This window comes from Klebsiella sp. I138 (assembly GCF_051131765.1).
Classification (GTDB): domain Bacteria; phylum Pseudomonadota; class Gammaproteobacteria; order Enterobacterales; family Enterobacteriaceae; genus Klebsiella.
In genome coordinates this window covers 3254037-3273264 of record NZ_CP180447.1, presented here as the reverse complement: position 1 = coordinate 3273264, position 19228 = coordinate 3254037, and the positions used below count along the sequence as shown (strand labels likewise).

The 19228-nt window shown below is 54.1% G+C and carries 17 protein-coding genes; 11 read left to right on the top strand and 6 right to left on the bottom strand.

Annotated features, from left to right (window positions below):
- Nucleotides 1-15 precede the first annotated feature (15 nt).
- The 6 genes from aroD to leuL form a co-directional block, all read right to left on the bottom strand.
- Nucleotides 16-771, bottom strand: a complete 756-nt coding sequence (gene aroD / locus ACMYSK_RS15255) for a type I 3-dehydroquinate dehydratase (RefSeq protein ID WP_434636526.1) — start codon at nt 769-771, stop codon at nt 16-18.
- Between the two features lie 106 nt (nt 772-877).
- Nucleotides 878-1483: a 3-isopropylmalate dehydratase small subunit gene (gene leuD / locus ACMYSK_RS15250; RefSeq protein WP_434636524.1), complete on the bottom strand. Its 606-nt coding sequence runs from the start codon at nt 1481-1483 to the stop codon at nt 878-880.
- Between the two features lie 10 nt (nt 1484-1493).
- Nucleotides 1494-2894 (bottom strand): 3-isopropylmalate dehydratase large subunit, encoded by a 1401-nt coding sequence (gene leuC / locus ACMYSK_RS15245; protein ID WP_434636523.1) that lies wholly within the window; start codon nt 2892-2894, stop codon nt 1494-1496.
- Nucleotides 2895-2896: 2 nt separating this feature from the next.
- Nucleotides 2897-3988: a 3-isopropylmalate dehydrogenase gene (gene leuB, locus ACMYSK_RS15240; RefSeq protein ID WP_434636521.1), complete on the bottom strand. Its 1092-nt coding sequence runs from the start codon at nt 3986-3988 to the stop codon at nt 2897-2899.
- Nucleotides 3988-5559 carry a 2-isopropylmalate synthase gene (gene leuA / locus ACMYSK_RS15235; protein ID WP_434636519.1) on the bottom strand — a complete coding sequence of 524 codons (1572 nt, stop codon included), beginning with the start codon at nt 5557-5559 and terminating at the stop codon, nt 3988-3990. The genes leuB and leuA overlap by 1 nt, the downstream gene beginning before the upstream one ends.
- Nucleotides 5560-5655: 96 nt before the next feature.
- Nucleotides 5656-5742: a leu operon leader peptide gene (leuL, locus tag ACMYSK_RS15230; RefSeq protein WP_049267590.1), complete on the bottom strand. Its 87-nt coding sequence runs from the start codon at nt 5740-5742 to the stop codon at nt 5656-5658.
- A gap of 605 nt (nt 5743-6347) precedes the next feature.
- Between leuL and leuO the strand changes: the two genes are divergently transcribed.
- The 11 genes from leuO (at nt 6348) to mraY (ending at nt 19226) form a co-directional block, all read left to right on the top strand.
- On the top strand, nt 6348-7316 hold the full coding sequence (leuO, locus tag ACMYSK_RS15225) for a transcriptional regulator LeuO (RefSeq protein ID WP_434644150.1): 969 nt from the start codon (nt 6348-6350) through the stop codon (nt 7314-7316).
- Between the two features lie 392 nt (nt 7317-7708).
- Nucleotides 7709-9433: an acetolactate synthase 3 large subunit gene (gene ilvI / locus ACMYSK_RS15220; RefSeq protein ID WP_434636518.1), complete on the top strand. Its 1725-nt coding sequence runs from the start codon at nt 7709-7711 to the stop codon at nt 9431-9433.
- Between the two features lie 2 nt (nt 9434-9435).
- A complete protein-coding gene (gene ilvN / locus ACMYSK_RS15215) occupies nt 9436-9927 on the top strand; it encodes an acetolactate synthase small subunit (protein ID WP_123757508.1) in 492 nt (163 codons plus the stop codon).
- A gap of 180 nt (nt 9928-10107) precedes the next feature.
- On the top strand, nt 10108-11112 hold the full coding sequence (gene cra, locus ACMYSK_RS15210) for a catabolite repressor/activator (protein ID WP_434636516.1): 1005 nt from the start codon (nt 10108-10110) through the stop codon (nt 11110-11112).
- A gap of 663 nt (nt 11113-11775) precedes the next feature.
- On the top strand, nt 11776-12234 hold the full coding sequence (gene mraZ, locus ACMYSK_RS15205) for a division/cell wall cluster transcriptional repressor MraZ (protein ID WP_434636514.1): 459 nt from the start codon (nt 11776-11778) through the stop codon (nt 12232-12234).
- A gap of 1 nt (nt 12235) precedes the next feature.
- On the top strand, nt 12236-13177 hold the full coding sequence (rsmH, locus tag ACMYSK_RS15200; protein ID WP_004857852.1) for a 16S rRNA (cytosine(1402)-N(4))-methyltransferase RsmH: 942 nt from the start codon (nt 12236-12238) through the stop codon (nt 13175-13177).
- The gene (gene ftsL, locus ACMYSK_RS15195) at nt 13174-13539 is read left to right on the top strand and encodes a cell division protein FtsL (protein ID WP_004857854.1); all 366 of its coding nucleotides are present in this window, start codon (nt 13174-13176) and stop codon (nt 13537-13539) included. The genes rsmH and ftsL overlap by 4 nt, the downstream gene beginning before the upstream one ends.
- 15 nt (nt 13540-13554) lie before the next feature.
- Nucleotides 13555-15321, top strand: coding sequence for a peptidoglycan glycosyltransferase FtsI (locus ACMYSK_RS15190; RefSeq protein WP_434636512.1), 1767 nt, complete (start codon nt 13555-13557; stop codon nt 15319-15321).
- Nucleotides 15308-16795, top strand: coding sequence for a UDP-N-acetylmuramoyl-L-alanyl-D-glutamate--2,6-diaminopimelate ligase (murE, locus tag ACMYSK_RS15185; protein WP_434636510.1), 1488 nt, complete (start codon nt 15308-15310; stop codon nt 16793-16795). Before ACMYSK_RS15190 ends, murE begins: the two co-directional genes overlap by 14 nt.
- Nucleotides 16792-18150, top strand: coding sequence for a UDP-N-acetylmuramoyl-tripeptide--D-alanyl-D-alanine ligase (gene murF / locus ACMYSK_RS15180; RefSeq protein ID WP_434636509.1), 1359 nt, complete (start codon nt 16792-16794; stop codon nt 18148-18150). The genes murE and murF overlap by 4 nt, the downstream gene beginning before the upstream one ends.
- Nucleotides 18144-19226 (top strand): phospho-N-acetylmuramoyl-pentapeptide-transferase, encoded by a 1083-nt coding sequence (gene mraY / locus ACMYSK_RS15175; protein ID WP_434636508.1) that lies wholly within the window; start codon nt 18144-18146, stop codon nt 19224-19226. The genes murF and mraY overlap by 7 nt, the downstream gene beginning before the upstream one ends.
- The last annotated feature ends 2 nt before the right edge of the window (nt 19227-19228 follow it).

The following is a 19228-nucleotide window of genomic DNA, read 5'->3' as shown; positions in this document are numbered from 1 at the left end:
GATGCGCCACGATGTTCAGGACAAAATATTCATGATTTCCCGCAGTTGGCGCACGGCAATTTGTCCGGGCGCTGATGCCTGGCCCACGCTGCCAAACGTCATGGCTGAGCCAAATATCCGCCCGGTAACTCGACTGATGCCGCCCAGTTTCCCCATCGACATGGTGATTAACGGGCGGGTGGCATACTGTTCTTTCATGACAAGCGTGGCGGACAGTAATGTCAGCACATCCTGGGGCGACTGAGGCATGACCGCTATTTTAGGGAGATCGGCCCCCAGGTCCTGCATCCGACGTAGCCGGGCGATAATATCTTCCTGCGCCGGCGTTTTTTGGAAATCATGATTGCTCATAATCACTTTTACTCCGGCGGCATGAGCCTCGTCGATCAGCGCCCGGATCGATTCTTCGTCATTAAATAGCTCAATATCAATGAGTTCGACCAACCCGCTGGCGACGGCCAGACGGTTGAGTGCAAAGTACGCTTCATCGCTGATTTCCGTTGCACCCCCTTCTTTATGACTGCGAAACGTAAACAACAGCGGCCTGTCGGCGAGCAGCCGACGAATCTCCGCCAGCGCCAGCAGGACCTGATCCCGATCGCCGACAGAGGTAAAATGGTCGACACGCCATTCGATAAGATCGGCTCCGGCCTCTGCCAGCGTGCAGGCATGGGCTTTCAGCTCGTCGAGTGTCTGGCCGATCAGCGGGACGCAAATTAACGTGGTGCCTTCCTGGAAGGTGATATTTTTAACCGTTACAGCTTTCGTCATGCGAGGGTCCATCGGTAAGGGCGGGCTCTTTTCTTGCCGTAAGCCGCGCGAAAAACCTAAAAAAATGCCCGGTCACAAGGACCGGGCCAGGGGATTAGCGGCATCGTTAGTTCATAAAGGCCGGCAGTTTGTTTTCGTAGTCTGATATGGCTTCTTCGTGCTGCAGCGTCAGGCCAATACTATCAAGGCCGTTAAGCATGCAATGGCGGCGGAAGGCATCAATTTTAAAACTGTAGGATTTGTCGCCCGCTTTCACCACTTCGGATTCCAGATCGACTTCGAACTTAATGCCTGGGTTGGCCTGAACCAGCTTAAACATTTCGTCGACCTGCTCGTCGCTCAGGGTCACCGGCAGCAGCTGGTTATTAAAGCTGTTACCGTAAAAGATATCGGCGAAGCTGGGGGCGATAACCACTTTAAAACCGTAATCGGTCAATGCCCACGGCGCATGCTCACGGGAGGAGCCGCAGCCGAAGTTTTCCCGCGCCAGCAGGATTGATGCACCTTTATACTCCGGGAAGTTAAGGATGAATTCCGGGTTGGGCTGCTGTCCCTGGTCATCAAGAAAACGCCAGTCATTGAACAGGTGCGCCCCGAAGCCGGTGCGCGTCACTTTCTGCAGGAACTGCTTAGGAATGATCGCATCGGTATCGACGTTTGCGGCATCCAGCGGAACCACCAGGCCCGTATGTTGGGTAAATTTCTCTGCCATGATGGTTTCCTTATTTGATATCGCGGATGTCGGCAAAATGGCCGGTAACGGCCGCCGCTGCGGCCATTGCCGGGCTGACTAAATGGGTACGTCCGCCGCGGCCCTGACGGCCTTCAAAGTTACGGTTGCTGGTTGATGCACAGCGCTCGCCCGGGTTCAGACGGTCATTGTTCATTGCCAGACACATAGAGCAGCCCGGCAGGCGCCATTCAAAACCGGCTTCGATAAAGATTTTATCCAGACCTTCTTCTTCCGCCTGGGCTTTAACCGGGCCAGAGCCTGGAACCACTAATGCCTGCACGCCCGGCGCGACTTTGCGGCCTTTGGCAATTTCTGCGGCGGCGCGTAAGTCTTCGATGCGTGAGTTGGTACAAGAGCCAATGAACACTTTATCGATAGCTACGTCGGTTAACGGAATGCCCGGCTTCAGGCCCATATAGGCCAGCGCTTTTTCCGCACTGGCACGCTCGACCGGATCGGCGAATGAGGCCGGGTCGGGGATCCTGTCGTTAACGGAGATGACCTGACCCGGGTTGGTCCCCCAGGTGACCTGTGGGGCAATCTCTTCAGCCTGCAGGGTTACGATGGTGTCAAAGGTCGCGTCAGCGTCGGTGTTCAGCGTTTTCCAGTATTCAACGGCAGCGTCAAAGTTCTGCCCTTTCGGTGCGTGCAGACGACCCTTCACATAGTTAAAGGTGGTTTCATCCGGTGCGACCAGGCCCGCTTTAGCACCCATTTCGATGGCCATATTGCACAGAGTCATACGGCCTTCCATGCTCAGATCGCGAATGGCTTCACCGCAGAACTCCACGACGTGACCGGTACCGCCGGCGCTGCCGGTTTTGCCAATGATCGCCAGCACGATATCTTTGGCAGTGATGCCCGGAGCCGCTTTGCCGTTAACTTCGATCTTCATGGTTTTGGCGCGGCCCTGCTTCAGGGTCTGAGTTGCCAGGACGTGCTCAACTTCAGAGGTGCCGATACCAAAAGCCAGCGCGCCAAACGCACCGTGGGTGGCGGTGTGGGAATCGCCACAGACGATGGTCATACCTGGCAGGGTCACACCCTGTTCCGGCCCCATTACGTGGACGATGCCCTGATACGGGTGGTTCAGGTCATACAGCTCAACGCCGAACTCATTGCAGTTTTTGATAAGCTCCTGCATCTGAATGCGCGCCATTTCGCCGGACGCGTTGATATCTTTCGTCTGGGTTGAGACGTTGTGATCCATGGTGGCGAAGGTTTTCCCCGGCTGACGAACCTGGCGGTTGTGCGCACGCAGACCGTCAAAAGCCTGAGGCGAAGTGACTTCATGCACCAGATGACGGTCGATGTACAGCAGCGGAGTTTCGTTCTGTGCTTCATAAACGACGTGAGCATCAAACAACTTTTCGTACAAGGTCTTCGCCATGATTACACCCCTTCAGCGACATAGCGGGCAATAATGTCACCCATTTCATCGGTACTGACGGCCGCTGTGCCGCGCGCCAGATCGCCGGTACGAACGCCTTCTTCTAATGCGCGGTTGATCGCCTGTTCAATCGCTGTGGCCGCTGCTTCAGCATCCAGGCTGTAGCGCAGCAGCAGCGCCAGAGAGAGGATCTGTGCGATAGGGTTGGCAATATTTTTACCCGCGATATCCGGGGCTGAGCCGCCTGCCGGTTCATACAGACCAAAACCTTGTTCATTGAGGCTGGCGGACGGCAGCATACCCATTGAACCGGTGATCATGGCGCACTCATCAGACAGAATGTCGCCGAACAGGTTGGAGCACAGCAGAACGTCAAATTGAGACGGGTCTTTAATCAGCTGCATGGTTGCGTTGTCGATGTACATATGCGCCAGCTCAACGTCCGGGTACTCTTTGGCGATTTCGCTAACAACTTCACGCCACAGAATAGATGACTGCAGGACGTTGGCTTTATCGATAGAAGTCACTTTATGACGGCGTTTGCGTGCGGACTGAAACGCGATATGTGCGATACGCTCGATTTCAAAGCGATGATAGACCTCGGTATCAAACGCTTTCTCGTGTTGACCGCTGCCTTCGCGGCCTTTCGGCTGGCCGAAGTAGATGCCGCCGGTCAGTTCGCGAACGCACAGAATGTCGAAGCCGTTTGCGGCGATATCCGCGCGCAGCGGGCAAAACTCTTCCAGCCCCTGGTACAGCTTTGCCGGACGCAGGTTGCTGAACAGTTTGAAATGTTTACGCAGCGGCAGCAGCGCGCCGCGCTCGGGTTGGCCGGCCGGCGGCAGATGTTCCCATTTTGGGCCGCCTACGGAGCCAAACAGAATCGCATCGGCCTGCTCGCAGCCTTCGACAGTCGCCTGCGGCAGCGGAGTACCCTGGCGGTCGATAGCGATGCCGCCGACGTCATACTGACTGGTGGTGATACGCATATCAAAACGCTGACGAACGGCTTCCAGTACTTTCATCGCCTGGTTCATGACTTCCGGGCCAATGCCATCACCTGGCAAAACAGCAATATGGTAATTCTTCGACATTACACGGTTTCCTTCTTGTTCTCGTTATTTTGAGCTTTGCGTTGCAATTCTTTTTCGACTTCAGCGGCACGCCAGATGTTGTTCAGCACGTGAACCATGGCCTTTGCGGAGGACTCAACGATATCCGTTGCCAGACCCACGCCGTGGAAGCGGCGGCCGTTGTAGGTCACGACGATGTCCACCTGACCCAGCGCGTCTTTGCCCTGGCCTTTGGCGTTCAGGTCGTATTTGACCAGCTCAACGTCATAGCCGGTGATTCGGTTGATTGCCTGATAAATCGCGTCAACGGGGCCGTTGCCGTTAGCGGCTTCAGCTTTTGTCTCTTCACCGCAGACCAGTTTTACGGAGGCAGTAGCGATATCGCTGGAGCCTGACTGCACGCTGAAGTAATCCAGGCGGAAATGTTCCGGTTCTTCTTGCTGTTTGTTAATGAACGCCAGCGCTTCCAGATCGTAATCAAAGACCTGGCCTTTTTTGTCTGCCAGCTTCAGGAATGCGTCGTACAGATGATCCATGTTGTAATCGGTATCTTTGTAACCCATCTCTTCCATACGGTGTTTTACCGCCGCACGGCCAGAGCGGGAGGTCAGGTTCAGCTGTACCTGGTTCAGTCCGATGGATTCCGGGGTCATGATTTCGTAGTTTTCGCGATTCTTCAGCACGCCGTCCTGGTGAATCCCGGAGGAGTGGGCGAAGGCGCCGGTTCCGACGATTGCTTTGTTAGCAGGGATTGGCATGTTGCAAATCTGGCTGACGGTCTGGCTGGTGCGCCAGATTTCGTTGTGATTAATGCCGGTGCGGACATCCATAATGTCTTTGCGCACCTTGATAGCCATAATGACTTCTTCCAGCGAACAGTTGCCTGCTCGCTCGCCGATGCCGTTCATTGCGCCTTCAACCTGGCGAGCTCCGGCGTGAACTGCGGCGATAGCGTTGCCGACGGCCAGGCCTAAATCATCATGGGTGTGCACCGAGATGATAGCTTTGTCGATATTAGGAACGTGCTCGTACAGGCCGGTAATAATATTTGAGAACTCGAACGGCATGGTATAGCCGACGGTATCCGGGATGTTAATGGTCGTGGCACCGGCGCTGATGGCGGCTTCGACGACGCGCGCCAGGTCGGCGATCGGCGTGCGGCCAGCATCTTCACAGGAGAACTCAACGTCGTTGGTATAGTTGCGTGCGCGTTTAATCATATAGATCGCGCGCTCAATGACCTCATCCAGGGTACTACGCAGCTTGGTGGCAATATGCATCGGCGACGTGGCGATGAAGGTATGAATACGAAACGCTTCGGCGACCTTTAAGGATTCTGCCGCAACATCAATGTCTTTCTCTACGCAGCGAGCCAGGGCGCAGACACGGCTGTTTTTGATGGTGCGCGCGATGGTTTGTACGGACTCAAAATCGCCAGGAGAAGAGACCGGGAAGCCGACTTCCATCACATCTACGCCCATTCGCTCCAGGGCCATAGCAATTTGCAGTTTCTCTTTTACGCTCAGGCTGGCCTGTAATGCTTGTTCCCCGTCACGTAAGGTCGTATCGAAAATAATGACTTGCTGGCTCATGGTTTAGATCCTTATTCGGTGTCCTGGGCGCCTTGCTGACGAGCATAAAAAAACCCGCGCAATGGCGCGGGTTTTATAGTCTTGCTGGAAGATGACTTAACGCTGAACGTCGCCCAACAGCCTACCGCGCATAGTGGATGCGTTTAGTAGTAGTAGGCCGGTGAAGCGAGTAGTGCGAATCATTGCGTCATGCTCCAGATGAAATCGATATGCTCTTAGAGTTACTGGATACGCGTTTTGATGTCAACCCTTGGGGTGGAAAAACGTCTTTTTGCTCGCGGGAGTAATTAGCTAATTGTGCTGATGATCACCTGTTTTTACCGACGATAGTTTTATCAACAGAGCGCTGCGGGGAAAATATTAAACGTGCCGCTGCAATTCATTTGCATTCAAAACATGAAGGCACGGGATTGGCGACTAACAGTATCTAAATGAAATATATAGACTTATTTGTTTTGTGAATGCTTTTGTGTGAGAGTAGGGCAGCTATCAATGATAATGGAGTGTTAATTTAAACCCGGTGGGGAATAAATGTTTTAATAATGCTTAAATTATAGTTAATCAGTGGTGGTGTTGTGTGTTCCTGCCAATTATGAGTACACTTAATATCATCAAGTAATTGATATGATTTAAGTGAGTTCGGAATTGTTTCTTTAATGCAAAATGTTCGGGTCTACTTATAATTTTGATATATTCCTAAAATGCATTTTTGCCCTTTTGCAAATGAGATATGTATGGTAAATGATATTTACTATATTGATTACCGCATTTTTAAAAGGGAATTAAGCGTGATGGTGGAGCTGGATATGATAATTGAAAATTCTGAAACGACACTCCCCTCCGACGGGAATGTCACCAAACCTCAGCTTAGGACGGTTGATCTTAATCTGCTTACCGTTTTTGATGCGGTGATGCAGGAACAAAACATTACGCGAGCTGCGCAGTCGCTGGGGATGTCCCAGCCCGCGGTGAGCAACGCGGTATCGCGTCTGAAGGTGATGTTTAATGACGAACTGTTTGTGCGCTATGGCCGCGGAATTCAGCCGACGGCGCGCGCATTTCAGCTTTTTGGCTCAGTACGCCAGGCATTACAGCTAGTACAAAATGAATTACCCGGTTCCGGTTTTGAACCGATAAGCAGCGAGCGCGTATTTAATCTATGCATTTGCAGTCCTCTGGATAACTATCTCACTTCGGTTATTTTTAACCGGGTGAGTGAAGTTGCACCGAATATTCATTTGATTTTTAAATCCTCACTCAATCAAAATACCGAACATCAATTACGTTATCAGGAAACGGAGTTTGTTGTCGGTTACGAAGAGTTTCGCCGCCCCGAGTTTGCCTGCGTGCCCTTATTTAAGGATGAAATGGTATTAGTGGCCAGCTGTAAACACCCGCGTATTTCCGGGCCACTGGCGGAAGCCGATATTTATCGAGAAGAGCATGCGGTTGTGGCTCTGGATCGTTTCGCTTCATTTAGCCAGCCATGGTACAGCTCCGTCAATAAGCAGGCGCGCATTGCATATCAAGGTAATGCGATGGTCAGCGTGCTCAATGTTGTGGCCCAAACCCATATGGTGGCTATTGCTCCGCGCTGGCTGGCGAGCGAATATGCGGAAAAACTCGATCTGCAATTATTGTCTTTACCGCTTAAAGTGAACAGCCGCACCTGCTATCTTTCCTGGCATGAAGCCGCCGGAAAAGATAAAGGCCATCAGTGGATGGAAGAGTTGCTGGTGAGTATTTGTCAGCGCTAAGCGATGTTGCGCGCGAGCGGGAGTCGTGACTCTCGCTTTGTGTGAGTAAACCTAAAAATGCAGAATTTTATTCTGTTTGCCTCTGTTCGTCAGGCCGGGCCCTGAGCGAAAAATGGATGAATTTCTGTCGTCAGCCAATTTGGCCGAGTAATTTCAGCGCCCGCTTCTTATTCATGAAGCTTTCAACCACGTTTCATATCAATTTCTTATCTTTTATTCTTTTCACGGCTCACGCGCACCTGAGGTCGCTAATTGCCTGCCCGTTGGCGAGCAGTTATGGTAAGGACACGCAGTCCTTTCACCTCAATGCGAAGAGACGGTTCTTGGCATTGTGCAAACGCGCGGAAATTGAATTCTGCTGTCGTTAGAAACACTAAGCCTGGAGGCAAACCATGGAGATGTTGTCAGGAGCCGAGATGGTCGTCCAATCGCTTGTCGATCAGGGCGTCAAGCAAGTATTCGGTTATCCCGGGGGCGCGGTCCTCGATATCTATGATGCGTTACATACCCTGGGTGGTATCGACCATATTCTGGTGCGCCACGAGCAGGCGGCGGTGCATATGGCTGACGGTCTTGCGCGTGCGACCGGCGAAGTGGGGGTCGTGCTGGTCACTTCGGGTCCGGGCGCGACGAACGCCATTACCGGTATTGCAACCGCATACATGGATTCTGTGCCGCTGGTTATCCTCTCCGGGCAGGTGGCGACGTCCCTGATTGGCTATGACGCCTTCCAGGAGTGCGACATGGTCGGCATCTCCCGGCCGGTGGTGAAACACAGCTTTCTGGTCAAGCAGACGGAAGATATTCCCGGCGTACTGAAAAAAGCGTTCTGGCTGGCGGCGAGCGGCCGTCCAGGTCCGGTCGTTGTTGATTTGCCGAAAGATATTCTCAACCCGGCGAATAAGCTGCCGTACGCGTGGCCGGATACCGTCAGCATGCGTTCCTATAATCCGACGACCAGCGGCCACAAAGGGCAGATTAAACGAGCCCTGCAGACGCTGGTCGCGGCGAAGCATCCTGTGGTCTATGTCGGCGGCGGGGCGATTAACGCCGGATGTGAAGAGCAACTGCGCACCCTGGTGGAAAAATTGAATCTGCCGGTCGCGTCATCGTTGATGGGGCTGGGGGCATTTCCTGCCTCTCATTCCCAGGCGTTAGGTATGCTGGGGATGCACGGCACTTACGAAGCCAATATGACGATGCATCACTCCGATGTCATTTTTGCCGTCGGCGTGCGTTTTGACGATCGCACCACTAACAATCTGGCGAAGTACTGCCCGAATGCTACGGTGTTGCATATTGACATCGATCCCACTTCAATCTCGAAAACAGTCCCGGCGGATGTGCCGATCGTCGGCGATGCTCGCCAGGTCCTGGATCAGATGCTCGAGCTGCTTGAGCAGGAAGAGGCGCAGCAGCCGCTGGATGAGATCCGCGATTGGTGGCAGCAGATAGAGCAGTGGCGCGCGCGCCACTGTCTGCAATACGACACGCAAAGCGACAAGATCAAACCGCAGGCGGTGATCGAGACTATCTGGCGCCTGACCAACGGCGATGCCTATGTGACGTCTGATGTCGGCCAGCACCAGATGTTTGCCGCCCTTTATTATCCTTTCGATAAACCAAGACGTTGGATTAACTCCGGTGGTCTCGGCACGATGGGCTTCGGTTTACCTGCGGCGCTTGGTGTGAAGATGGCGCTGCCGGAAGAAACCGTAGTGTGTGTGACTGGCGATGGCAGTATTCAGATGAATATTCAGGAGCTTTCCACCGCCCTGCAGTACGAGCTGCCGGTGCTGGTGCTGAACCTGAACAACCGCTATCTCGGGATGGTGAAGCAGTGGCAGGATATGATCTATTCCGGTCGCCATTCACAATCCTACATGGAATCGCTACCGGATTTCGTCCGGCTTGCCGAAGCCTATGGCCACGTAGGGATTCGCATTAGCGAACCGCAGGAGCTGGAATCTAAGCTCGCCGAAGCGCTGGAGCAGGTGCGTAATCATCGCCTGGTCTTCGTTGATGTGACGGTCGACGGCAGCGAGCATGTGTATCCCATGCAGATCCGCGGCGGCGGCATGGATGAGATGTGGTTGAGCAAAACGGAGAGAACCTGATTATGCGCCGGATATTATCGGTATTACTGGAAAACGAATCGGGCGCCTTATCACGCGTCATCGGCCTCTTCGCCCAGCGCGGATATAACATTGAAAGCCTGACGGTGGCGCCCACCGACGATCCGACGCTTTCGCGAATGACTATCCAGACCGTTGGCGATGAGAAAGCGATTGAGCAAATCGAAAAACAGCTGCATAAGCTGGTGGATGTGCTGCGCGTCAGTGAGCTGGGGCAGAATTCGCACGTCGAGCGTGAAATCATGCTGGTGAAAGTTCAGGCGAGTGGTTTCGGGCGTGAAGAGGTGAAGCGCAATACGGAGATTTTCCGCGGGCAAATCATCGATGTCACTCCGTCCATTTACACCGTCCAGTTGGTCGGGACCAGCGATAAACTAGATGCTTTCCTGGCTTCGTTACGCGATGTTGCCCGAATTGTCGAAGTGGCACGCTCCGGCGTAGTCGGACTGTCGCGCGGCGATAAAATCATGCGCTGAGTCCCTGAAACTGACGTAAAAATAGCCCGACACAATCTGTCGGGTTATTTTTTTGCGAAATCGGTGGGAACTGTAGACAAAACCGGTTGCTGCGCTATCTATTCTGCGTTTAGATGTTATGAAAATGAATCCATAGCTGAAGAAAGGTTATGTTCTGTACTTATTACCCAAGGGGCAATTGTGAAACTGGATGAAATCGCCCAGCTGGCCGGTGTTTCGCGAACCACCGCAAGCTATGTGATTAACGGTAAAGCGAAACAGTACCGCGTGAGCGACAAAACCGTCGAAAAAGTGATGGCCGTCGTTCGTGAGCACAACTATCACCCTAATGCGGTTGCTGCTGGCTTGCGTGCAGGACGCACGCGTTCTATTGGTCTGGTGATCCCCGATCTGGAGAATACCAGCTATACCCGCATTGCTAACTATCTTGAGCGTCAGGCGCGCCAGCGCGGCTATCAGCTGCTGATCGCCTGCTCAGAAGACCAGCCTGATAACGAGATGCGCTGCATTGAGCACCTGCTACAGCGCCAGGTGGACGCCATTATCGTTTCGACGTCATTACCGCCTGAGCATCCGTTCTATCAACGCTGGGCTAACGATCCTTTCCCGATTGTTGCTCTCGACCGCGCGCTCGATCGTGAGCACTTCACCAGCGTTGTCGGTGCTGACCAGGATGATGCGGAAATGCTGGCCGCTGAACTGCGTAAATTCCCAGGGGAAAGCGTTCTTTATCTTGGTGCGCTACCGGAGCTGTCGGTGAGCTTCCTGCGTGAGCAGGGCTTCCGTACCGCGTGGAACGACGATCCGCGTGAAGTGCAGTATCTGTACGCCAATAGCTTTGAACGTGACGCGGCGGCGCAGCTGTTTGAGAAATGGCTGGAGACGCATCCGATGCCGCAGGCGCTGTTTACTACGTCATTTCCGCTGTTGCAGGGAGTGATGGATGTAACGCTGCGTCGGGAAGGGAAGTTGCCGTCCGAACTGGCTATTGCGACCTTCGGTGACAATGAGCTGCTTGATTTCCTGCAGTGTCCGGTGCTCGCCGTGGCCCAGCGCCATCGCGATGTGGCTGAACGCGTACTGGAAATTGTGCTCGCCAGCCTCGATGAACCGCGTAAACCAAAACCGGGTTTAAGCCGTATTCGTCGTAACTTGTATCGTCGGGGAAGTCTGAACCGTCGTTGATGTACCAGGCATGTTAAATGCCGGGAAAAGTCATGTATTAATGATTGGGTTAATGGCGACTTTACTCGCCAGACGAAAATCGTCTGGCGACAATTCGTACAAATTACCATAAAAAAGCAAAATTAGATCGCTTTCAGACAAATCCCTAAACTTCTTTACGCATTATTTTGTTTTATTCTGGAGTTCGAGTTTTGCAGTACCCGTTCGCTATAAAAAAAGATAAATTGGCTTTTATTTGTATTATTTTGTTACATTCATTAAATTAATCGCTGAATTAACAATCATTTTACGGTTAATCAGACCGTCATCTCTCCGCACCCCGCGACAAGTGTGCCTCTCTGACGATAACAGACACTGTTAACGGACATCATAATGGCCTAAAATGCCGCTCGCGTCGCAAACTGACACTTTATATTTTCCCACCGAAGATATTTTGTTGCTTTTAACTGTTAAGAATTTGTTGGTTGTTTTCTTACACGTATTCATAGCGTTAATTTGCCTCGTTTGTTGATGATTATTTAATCAGGCCTGATATCGGCTGCAAATAATGGGTTTTTGAGCTTCGTTGGCATTCGTGCTGGCTTGACAAGCTTTTCCTCCGCTCCGTAAACTCCTTCTGGTGGGAATTTGTGGGGTAATGTGGCGAAAAGGGGTGAGGCTGGCATGTTCCGTGGGGCAACGTTAGTCAATCTCGACAGCAAAGGCCGTCTGGCCGTACCGACGCGTTACCGCGACGGGCTGATCGAAGACGCTTCCGGTCAATTGGTTTGTACCATTGACATTCATCACCCGTGCCTGCTGCTTTATCCCTTGCCTGAATGGGAAATCATCGAGCAAAAATTGTCGCGTTTATCGAGCATGAATCCCGGTGAGCGGCGCGTACAGCGTCTGCTTCTGGGACATGCCAGCGAATGTCAGATGGATAATGCCGGGCGTCTCTTGATTGCTCCGGTGTTACGGCAGCATGCCGGGCTGACAAAAGAAGTGATGCTGGTCGGGCAGTTCAATAAGTTTGAACTGTGGGATGAAACGACCTGGTATCAACGGGTCAAGGAAGATATCGACGCTGAGCAGTCGGCTACCGAAGCGTTGTCGGAGCGTCTGCAGGATTTGTCTCTATAACATGATGGAAAATTTTAAACACACTACGGTACTTCTGGATGAAGCTGTTAACGGCCTGAATATCCGTCCGGATGGTATCTATATTGATGGGACCTTTGGTCGCGGCGGACACTCGCGCCTGATCCTTTCCCAACTGGGAGCGGAAGGACGCTTGCTGGCTATCGATCGCGATCCGCAGGCTATCGCCGTGGCGAAGACCATCGATGACCCTCGTTTTTCCATCGTTCATGGACCTTTCTCTGCGCTGGCTGACTATGTTAGTGAGCGCGGACTAACTGGCAAGATCGACGGCATCCTTCTCGATCTTGGCGTCTCTTCACCTCAGCTTGACGACGCGGAGCGCGGCTTCTCGTTTATGCGCGATGGCCCGCTGGATATGCGTATGGACCCTACCCGCGGTCAGTCTGCCGCCGAGTGGTTACAGACGGCGGATGAGGCGGATATTGCCTGGGTCATCAAAACCTTCGGCGAGGAGCGTTTCGGTAAGCGAATCGCGCGCGCCATCGTGGAGCGCAACCGCATCGAGCCCATGACCCGTACCAAAGAACTGGCGGAAGTGGTGACGGCGGCAACGCCGGTGAAGGACAAATTCAAACATCCCGCGACCCGTACCTTCCAGGCGGTGCGCATTTGGGTGAACAGTGAACTGGAGGAGATAGAGCAGGCGCTAAAAAGCTCGCTCAGCGTGCTGGCCCCGGGCGGGCGGCTTTCCATTATCAGTTTCCACTCGCTGGAAGACCGTATTGTGAAACGCTTTATGCGTGAGCAAAGCCGCGGTCCGCAGGTTCCGGCAGGGTTACCGATGACTGAAGAGCAGCTCAAAAAACTGGGTGGCCGTGAGTTGCGAGCACTAGGCAAGTTGATGCCGGGCGAAGAAGAGGTGGCAGAGAATCCACGGGCCCGTAGTTCAGTTCTGCGCATTGCAGAGAGGACGAACGCATGATCGGCAGAGTGACAGAAGCCTTAAGCAAAGTAAAAGGATCGTTAGGAAGCAACGAGCGCCATGCCTTGCCTGGCGTAATCGGGGACGATCTTCTGCGGTTTGGGAAGCTGCCACTCTGTCTGTTCATTTGCATCATCATTACGGCGATTACCGTGGTGACGACGGCGCACCATACCCGTCTGTTAACCGCGCAGCGTGAACAACTGGTTCTGGAACGTGACGCGCTGGATATTGAATGGCGAAACCTGATCCTCGAAGAGAACGCGCTCGGCGATCACAGTCGGGTTGAGCGGATCGCGACCGAGAAGTTGCAGATGCAACATGTCGATCCATCACAAGAAAATATCGTTGTACAAAAATAAGGATTATTGCGACGCATGAAAGCAGCGCCGAAAACGCTAAAACCAAAACGTCAGGAAGAACAGGCCAACTTTATCAGTTGGCGTTTTGCGTTGCTGTGCGGCTGTATTCTGCTGGCTCTGGTCTTCCTGCTGGGCCGCGTGGCCTGGCTACAGGTGATCAGCCCGGACATGCTGGTACGTCAGGGCGATATGCGTTCTTTACGCGTACAGGAAGTCTCAACCGCTCGCGGAATGATTACTGACCGCTCCGGTCGCCCGCTGGCGGTGAGCGTGCCGGTGAAGGCTATCTGGGCGGACCCGAAAGAGCTGCACGATGCAGGCGGTGTCACCCTCGATAACCGCTGGAAGGCGCTGGCCGATGCGTTAAACATGCCGCTGGATCAGCTGGCATCACGCATCAATACCAATCCGAGAATGCGTTTTATCTATCTGGCGCGTCAGGTCAATCCTGATATGGCCGATTACATCAAGAAGCTGAAGCTGCCTGGGATTCACATGCGCGAAGAGTCGCGCCGTTACTACCCATCAGGCGAAGTTACCGCTCACCTCATTGGCTTCACTAACGTTGATAGCCAGGGTATTGAAGGCGTTGAGAAGAGCTTTGACAAATGGCTTACCGGCCAACCGGGTGAGCGTATCGTGCGTAAAGACCGCTACGGCCGCGTAATTGAAGATATCTCTTCCACCGACAGCCAGGCTGCGCACAACCTGGCGTTGAGCATTGATGAGCGCCTGCAGGCGCTGGTTTATCGCGAACTGAATAACGCCGTGGCCTTCAACAAAGCGGAGTCGGGGAGTGCGGTACTGGTCGATGTCAGCACCGGTGAAGTGCTGGCAATGGCGAACAGCCCCTCTTATAACCCGAATAATTTCTCAGGTACGGCGAAAGACATCATGCGTAACCGCGCTATCACTGACGTGTTTGAGCCGGGTTCCACGGTCAAACCCATGGTGGTAATGACGGCGCTTCAGCGCGGCATTGTTAACGAAAATACCGTGCTGAATACCATTCCTTACCGTATTAACGGCCACGAAATCAAAGACGTGGCGCGCTATAGCGAATTGACCCTGACCGGGGTACTACAGAAGTCGAGTAACGTCGGTGTTTCCAAGCTGGCGTTAGCGATGCCGTCCTCAGCGTTAGTAGACACTTACTCACGTTTTGGGCTCGGAAAAGCGACCAATTTGGGGTTGGTCGGAGAACGCAGTGGCTTATATCCTCAAAAACAACGGTGGTCTGACATAGAGAGGGCCACCTTTTCTTTCGGCTACGGGCTAATGGTAACACCGTTACAGTTAGCGCGAGTCTACGCAACGATCGGCAGCTACGGCATCTATCGCCCGCTGTCGATTACCAAAGTTGATCCACCGGTTCCCGGTGAGCGTGTATTCCCGGAACCTCTCGTACGTACCGTTGTGCATATGATGGAAAGCGTCGCGCTGCCCGGCGGCGGCGGCGTGAAGGCGGCCATTAAGGGCTACCGCATCGCGATTAAAACCGGTACGGCGAAGAAAGTGGGGCCAGATGGCCGCTATATCAACAAATATATTGCTTACACCGCAGGCGTTGCGCCCGCCAGCCATCCGCGTTTTGCGCTGGTGGTGGTGATCAACGACCCGCAGGCGGGTAAATACTACGGCGGCGCCGTTTCCGCTCCGGTCTTCGGTGCCATCATGGGCGGCGTATTGCGCACCATGAACATTGAGCCGGACGCGTTGGCAACGGGCGAAAAAAGTGAATTTGTGATTAATCAAGGCGAGGGAACAGGTGGCAGATCGTAATTTGCGCGACCTTCTCGCTCCGTGGGTGCCAAATGCGCCGGAGCGAATTCTGCGAGAGATGACACTGGACAGCCGGGTGGCTGCTTCTGGCGATCTCTTTGTCGCGGTATTAGGTCATCAGGCGGACGGGCGTCGTTATATCCCGCAGGCGATAGCGCAAGGTGTTGCTGCCATTATTGCAGAGGCCAAAGATGAGGCTGCTGACGGTGAAATCCGTGAAATACACGGCGTGCCGGTCATTTACCTCAGCCAACTCAATGAGCGTTTATCCGCGCTGGCCGGGCGGTTTTACCATCAGCCTTCAGAGCAACTGCGTCTGATTGGCGTCACCGGCACCAACGGCAAAACCACCACCACGCAGCTTCTGGCGCAATGGGCAAAACTGCTTGGCGAAACCAGTGCGGTGATGGGAACGGTCGGTAACGGTCTGCTGGATAAGGTCATCCCGACGGAAAATACCACCGGTTCTGCGGTGGATGTGCAGCACGTGCTTTCCGGCCTGGCAGAGCAAGGAGCCACCTTCGCTGCCATGGAAGTCTCTTCCCACGGTCTGGTTCAGCACCGCGTAGCAGCGCTGCAGTTTGCGGCCTCGGTCTTTACTAACCTGAGTCGCGATCATCTGGATTACCACGGTGATATGGAACATTACGAAGCGGCAAAATGGCTGCTTTACTCCACCCATCATTGCGGTCAGGCCATCGTCAACGCCGACGACGAAGTGGGTCGTCGTTGGCTGGCGAAGCTGCCGGATGCCGTCGCCGTCTCGATGGAAGATAATATTAACCCGAACTGTCACGGTCGCTGGCTGAAAGCCACGGCGGTGAACTACCACGATAGCGGTGCGACCATCCAGTTTGATTCCAGCTGGGGCAAGGGCGAAGTTGAAAGCCGCCTGATGGGCGCCTTTAACGTCAGCAACCTGCTGCTGGCGCTGGCTACGCTGCTGGCGTTGGGCTACCCGCTGTCTGAGCTGCTGAACACCGCTTCTCGTCTGCAGCCTGTCTGCGGCCGTATGGAAGTGTTCAGTGCGCCAGGTAAGCCGACCGTGGTGGTTGATTATGCACATACTCCTGATGCGCTGGAAAAAGCGCTGCAGGCGGCACGTCTGCACTGTAGCGGCAAGCTGTGGTGCGTTTTCGGCTGCGGCGGCGATCGTGATAAAGGCAAACGCCCACTAATGGGAGCTATCGCCGAAGAGTTCGCTGATATTGTTGTTGTTACCGATGACAATCCGCGTACTGAAGAGCCTCGCGCCATCATCAACGATATCCTGGCCGGCATGGTTGATGCCGGACATGCGAAGGTGAAAGAAGGCCGGGCAGAAGCGGTGACCAACGCCGTGATGCAGGCCGCTGAGGGTGATGTTGTCCTGGTTGCAGGCAAAGGCCATGAAGATTACCAGATTGTTGGCAATCGCCGCCTTGACTACTCCGATCGCGTCACCGTAGCCCGTCTGCTGGGAGCGGTAGCATGATTCGCTTGACGTTAAGCCAGCTCGCCGACATTACGCGCGGCGAACTGCACGGTCGCGACCTGGCCATTGATGAAGTTACCACTGACACCCGTAAGATAACGGCTGGCTGTCTGTTCGTGGCGCTGAAAGGTGAGCGTTTTGATGCTCATGACTTCGCAGAACAAGCGAAACAAGCCGGCGCTGGAGCGTTGTTGGTCAGCCGTAAGCTGAACTGTGATTTACCTCAGGTGGTGGTGGACGATACTCGCCTGGCCTTTGGGGAACTGGCTGCATGGGTTCGCCAACAGGTGCCGGCTCGCGTTGTCGCACTGACCGGTTCTTCCGGTAAAACATCGGTAAAAGAGATGACGGCGGCGATTCTCGGCCAGTGCGGTCATACGCTGTATACCGCCGGTAACTTGAATAACGATATTGGTGTACCGATGACGCTGCTGCGTCTGACCCCGGAACATCAATATGCGGTGATTGAGTTAGGCGCTAATCATCAGGGCGAGATTGCCTGGACCGTTAGCCTGACCCGCCCGGAAGCGGCCCTGGTCAACAATCTGGCCGCTGCTCACCTTGAAGGTTTCGGCTCCCTGGCGGGCGTTGCGAAAGCGAAGGGTGAAATCTTTACCGGCCTGCCAGAAAACGGTATCGCCATTCTGAATGCTGACAATAACGACTGGCTAAACTGGCAAACGGTAATTGGCTCACGCAAGGTATGGCGCTTCTCGCCAGATGCGGCGCAGAGTGACTTTACCGCCACCAATATCCATATCACCAGCCACGGCACGGAATTTACGCTGCAAACCCCGACGGGGAACGTTGATGTACTGCTTCCACTGCCGGGCCGCCACAATATCGCCAATGCGCTGGCTGCCGCCTCGCTGGCGATGGCGGTGGGCGCCGATTTAAATGCGGTGAAAGCCGGTCTGGCACAGCTGAAAGCGGTGCCGGGGCGCTTGTTCCCGATTGCGCTCACAGAGACCCAACTGCTGCTTGATGACTCCTATAACGCTAACGTCGGTTCAATGACCGCTGCGGTTCAGGTGTTGTCTGAGATGCCGGGCTATCGCGTCCTGGTCGTCGGCGATATGGCCGAGCTGGGTGCGGAAAGCGAAGCATGTCATCGCCAGGTTGGCGAAGCGGCAAAAGCGGCGGGGTTGGATCGCGTCCTCAGCACCGGTGCGCTGAGTGCAGAGATGAGTCGCGCCAGCGGCGTGGGTGAGCACTATAGCGATAAAACATCGCTGGTGGTTCGTCTGCGTGAGCTGACGGCGGAACACAATATCATCACCATTTTAGTGAAGGGTTCACGTAGTGCCGCCATGGAAGAGGTAGTACGCGCATTACAGGAGAATGGAACATGTTAGTATGGCTGGCCGAACATCTGGTCAAATATTATTCCGGCTTTAACGTCTTTTCTTATTTGACGTTTCGCGCCATCGTCAGCCTGCTGACCGCGCTGTTCATCTCTTTGTGGATGGGCCCGCGCATGATCGCCCGTCTGCAAAAACTCTCTTTCGGTCAGGTCGTACGTAACGACGGTCCGGAATCACACTTCAGCAAACGCGGTACGCCGACCATGGGCGGGATTATGATCCTGACCGCGATTGTGGTTTCCGTACTGCTGTGGGCCTACCCGTCCAACCCGTATGTGTGGTGTGTTCTGACCGTTCTGATCGGCTACGGTATCATCGGTTTCGTTGATGATTACCGCAAAGTCGTGCGTAAAGACACCAAAGGGTTGATCGCTCGCTGGAAGTACTTCTGGATGTCGGTGATTGCTCTGGGCGTCGCGTTCGCGCTGTATATGGCCGGTAAAGATACGCCAGCGACCCAGTTGGTTGTGCCGTTCTTTAAAGACATCATGCCTCAGCTGGGGCTTTTGTACATTCTGCTGGCCTACTTCGTGATTGTTGGTACCGGTAATGCGGTTAACCTGACCGATGGCCTTGATGGCCTGGCGATTATGCCGACCGTGTTTGTTGCGGCAGGCTTTGCGCTGGTGGCATGGGCAACGGGCAACATGAATTTTGCCAACTATCTGCATATTCCTTATCTGCGCCACGCCGGGGAACTGGTTATCGTCTGTACGGCGATCGTCGGGGCGGGCCTCGGTTTTCTCTGGTTCAACACCTATCCGGCTCAGGTCTTTATGGGCGATGTCGGTTCACTGGCCCTGGGCGGCGCGCTGGGCATCATTGCGGTGCTGCTGCGTCAGGAGTTCCTGCTGGTGATCATGGGTGGCGTATTCGTGGTGGAGACGCTGTCGGTTATTCTGCAGGTCGGTTCCTTTAAGCTGCGCGGTCAGCGCATCTTCCGTATGGCGCCGATTCACCACCATTATGAACTGAAAGGCTGGCCGGAACCGCGCGTCATTGTGCGCTTCTGGATTATTTCGCTGATGCTGGTGCTGATTGGCCTGGCGACGCTGAAGGTACGTTAATC

Excerpts from the sequence above, each read along its gene's own strand:
- mraZ (WP_434636514.1), top strand. The coding sequence starts at position 11,776 with ATGTTCCGTGGGGCAACGTTAGTCAATCTCGACAGCAAAGGCCGTCTG.
- leuC (WP_434636523.1), bottom strand. The coding sequence starts at position 2,894 with ATGGCGAAGACCTTGTACGAAAAGTTGTTTGATGCTCACGTCGTTTAT.
- aroD (WP_434636526.1), bottom strand. The coding sequence starts at position 771 with ATGACGAAAGCTGTAACGGTTAAAAATATCACCTTCCAGGAAGGCACC.
- ilvI (WP_434636518.1), top strand. The coding sequence starts at position 7,709 with ATGGAGATGTTGTCAGGAGCCGAGATGGTCGTCCAATCGCTTGTCGAT.
- ftsL (WP_004857854.1), top strand. The coding sequence starts at position 13,174 with ATGATCGGCAGAGTGACAGAAGCCTTAAGCAAAGTAAAAGGATCGTTA.
- leuD (WP_434636524.1), bottom strand. The coding sequence starts at position 1,483 with ATGGCAGAGAAATTTACCCAACATACGGGCCTGGTGGTTCCGCTGGAT.
- ACMYSK_RS15190 (WP_434636512.1), top strand. The coding sequence starts at position 13,555 with ATGAAAGCAGCGCCGAAAACGCTAAAACCAAAACGTCAGGAAGAACAG.
- ilvN (WP_123757508.1), top strand. The coding sequence starts at position 9,436 with ATGCGCCGGATATTATCGGTATTACTGGAAAACGAATCGGGCGCCTTA.
- murF (WP_434636509.1), top strand. The coding sequence starts at position 16,792 with ATGATTCGCTTGACGTTAAGCCAGCTCGCCGACATTACGCGCGGCGAA.
- mraY (WP_434636508.1), top strand. The coding sequence starts at position 18,144 with ATGTTAGTATGGCTGGCCGAACATCTGGTCAAATATTATTCCGGCTTT.
- leuA (WP_434636519.1), bottom strand. The coding sequence starts at position 5,559 with ATGAGCCAGCAAGTCATTATTTTCGATACGACCTTACGTGACGGGGAA.
- leuL (WP_049267590.1), bottom strand. The coding sequence starts at position 5,742 with ATGATTCGCACTACTCGCTTCACCGGCCTACTACTACTAAACGCATCC.
- rsmH (WP_004857852.1), top strand. The coding sequence starts at position 12,236 with ATGATGGAAAATTTTAAACACACTACGGTACTTCTGGATGAAGCTGTT.
- leuB (WP_434636521.1), bottom strand. The coding sequence starts at position 3,988 with ATGTCGAAGAATTACCATATTGCTGTTTTGCCAGGTGATGGCATTGGC.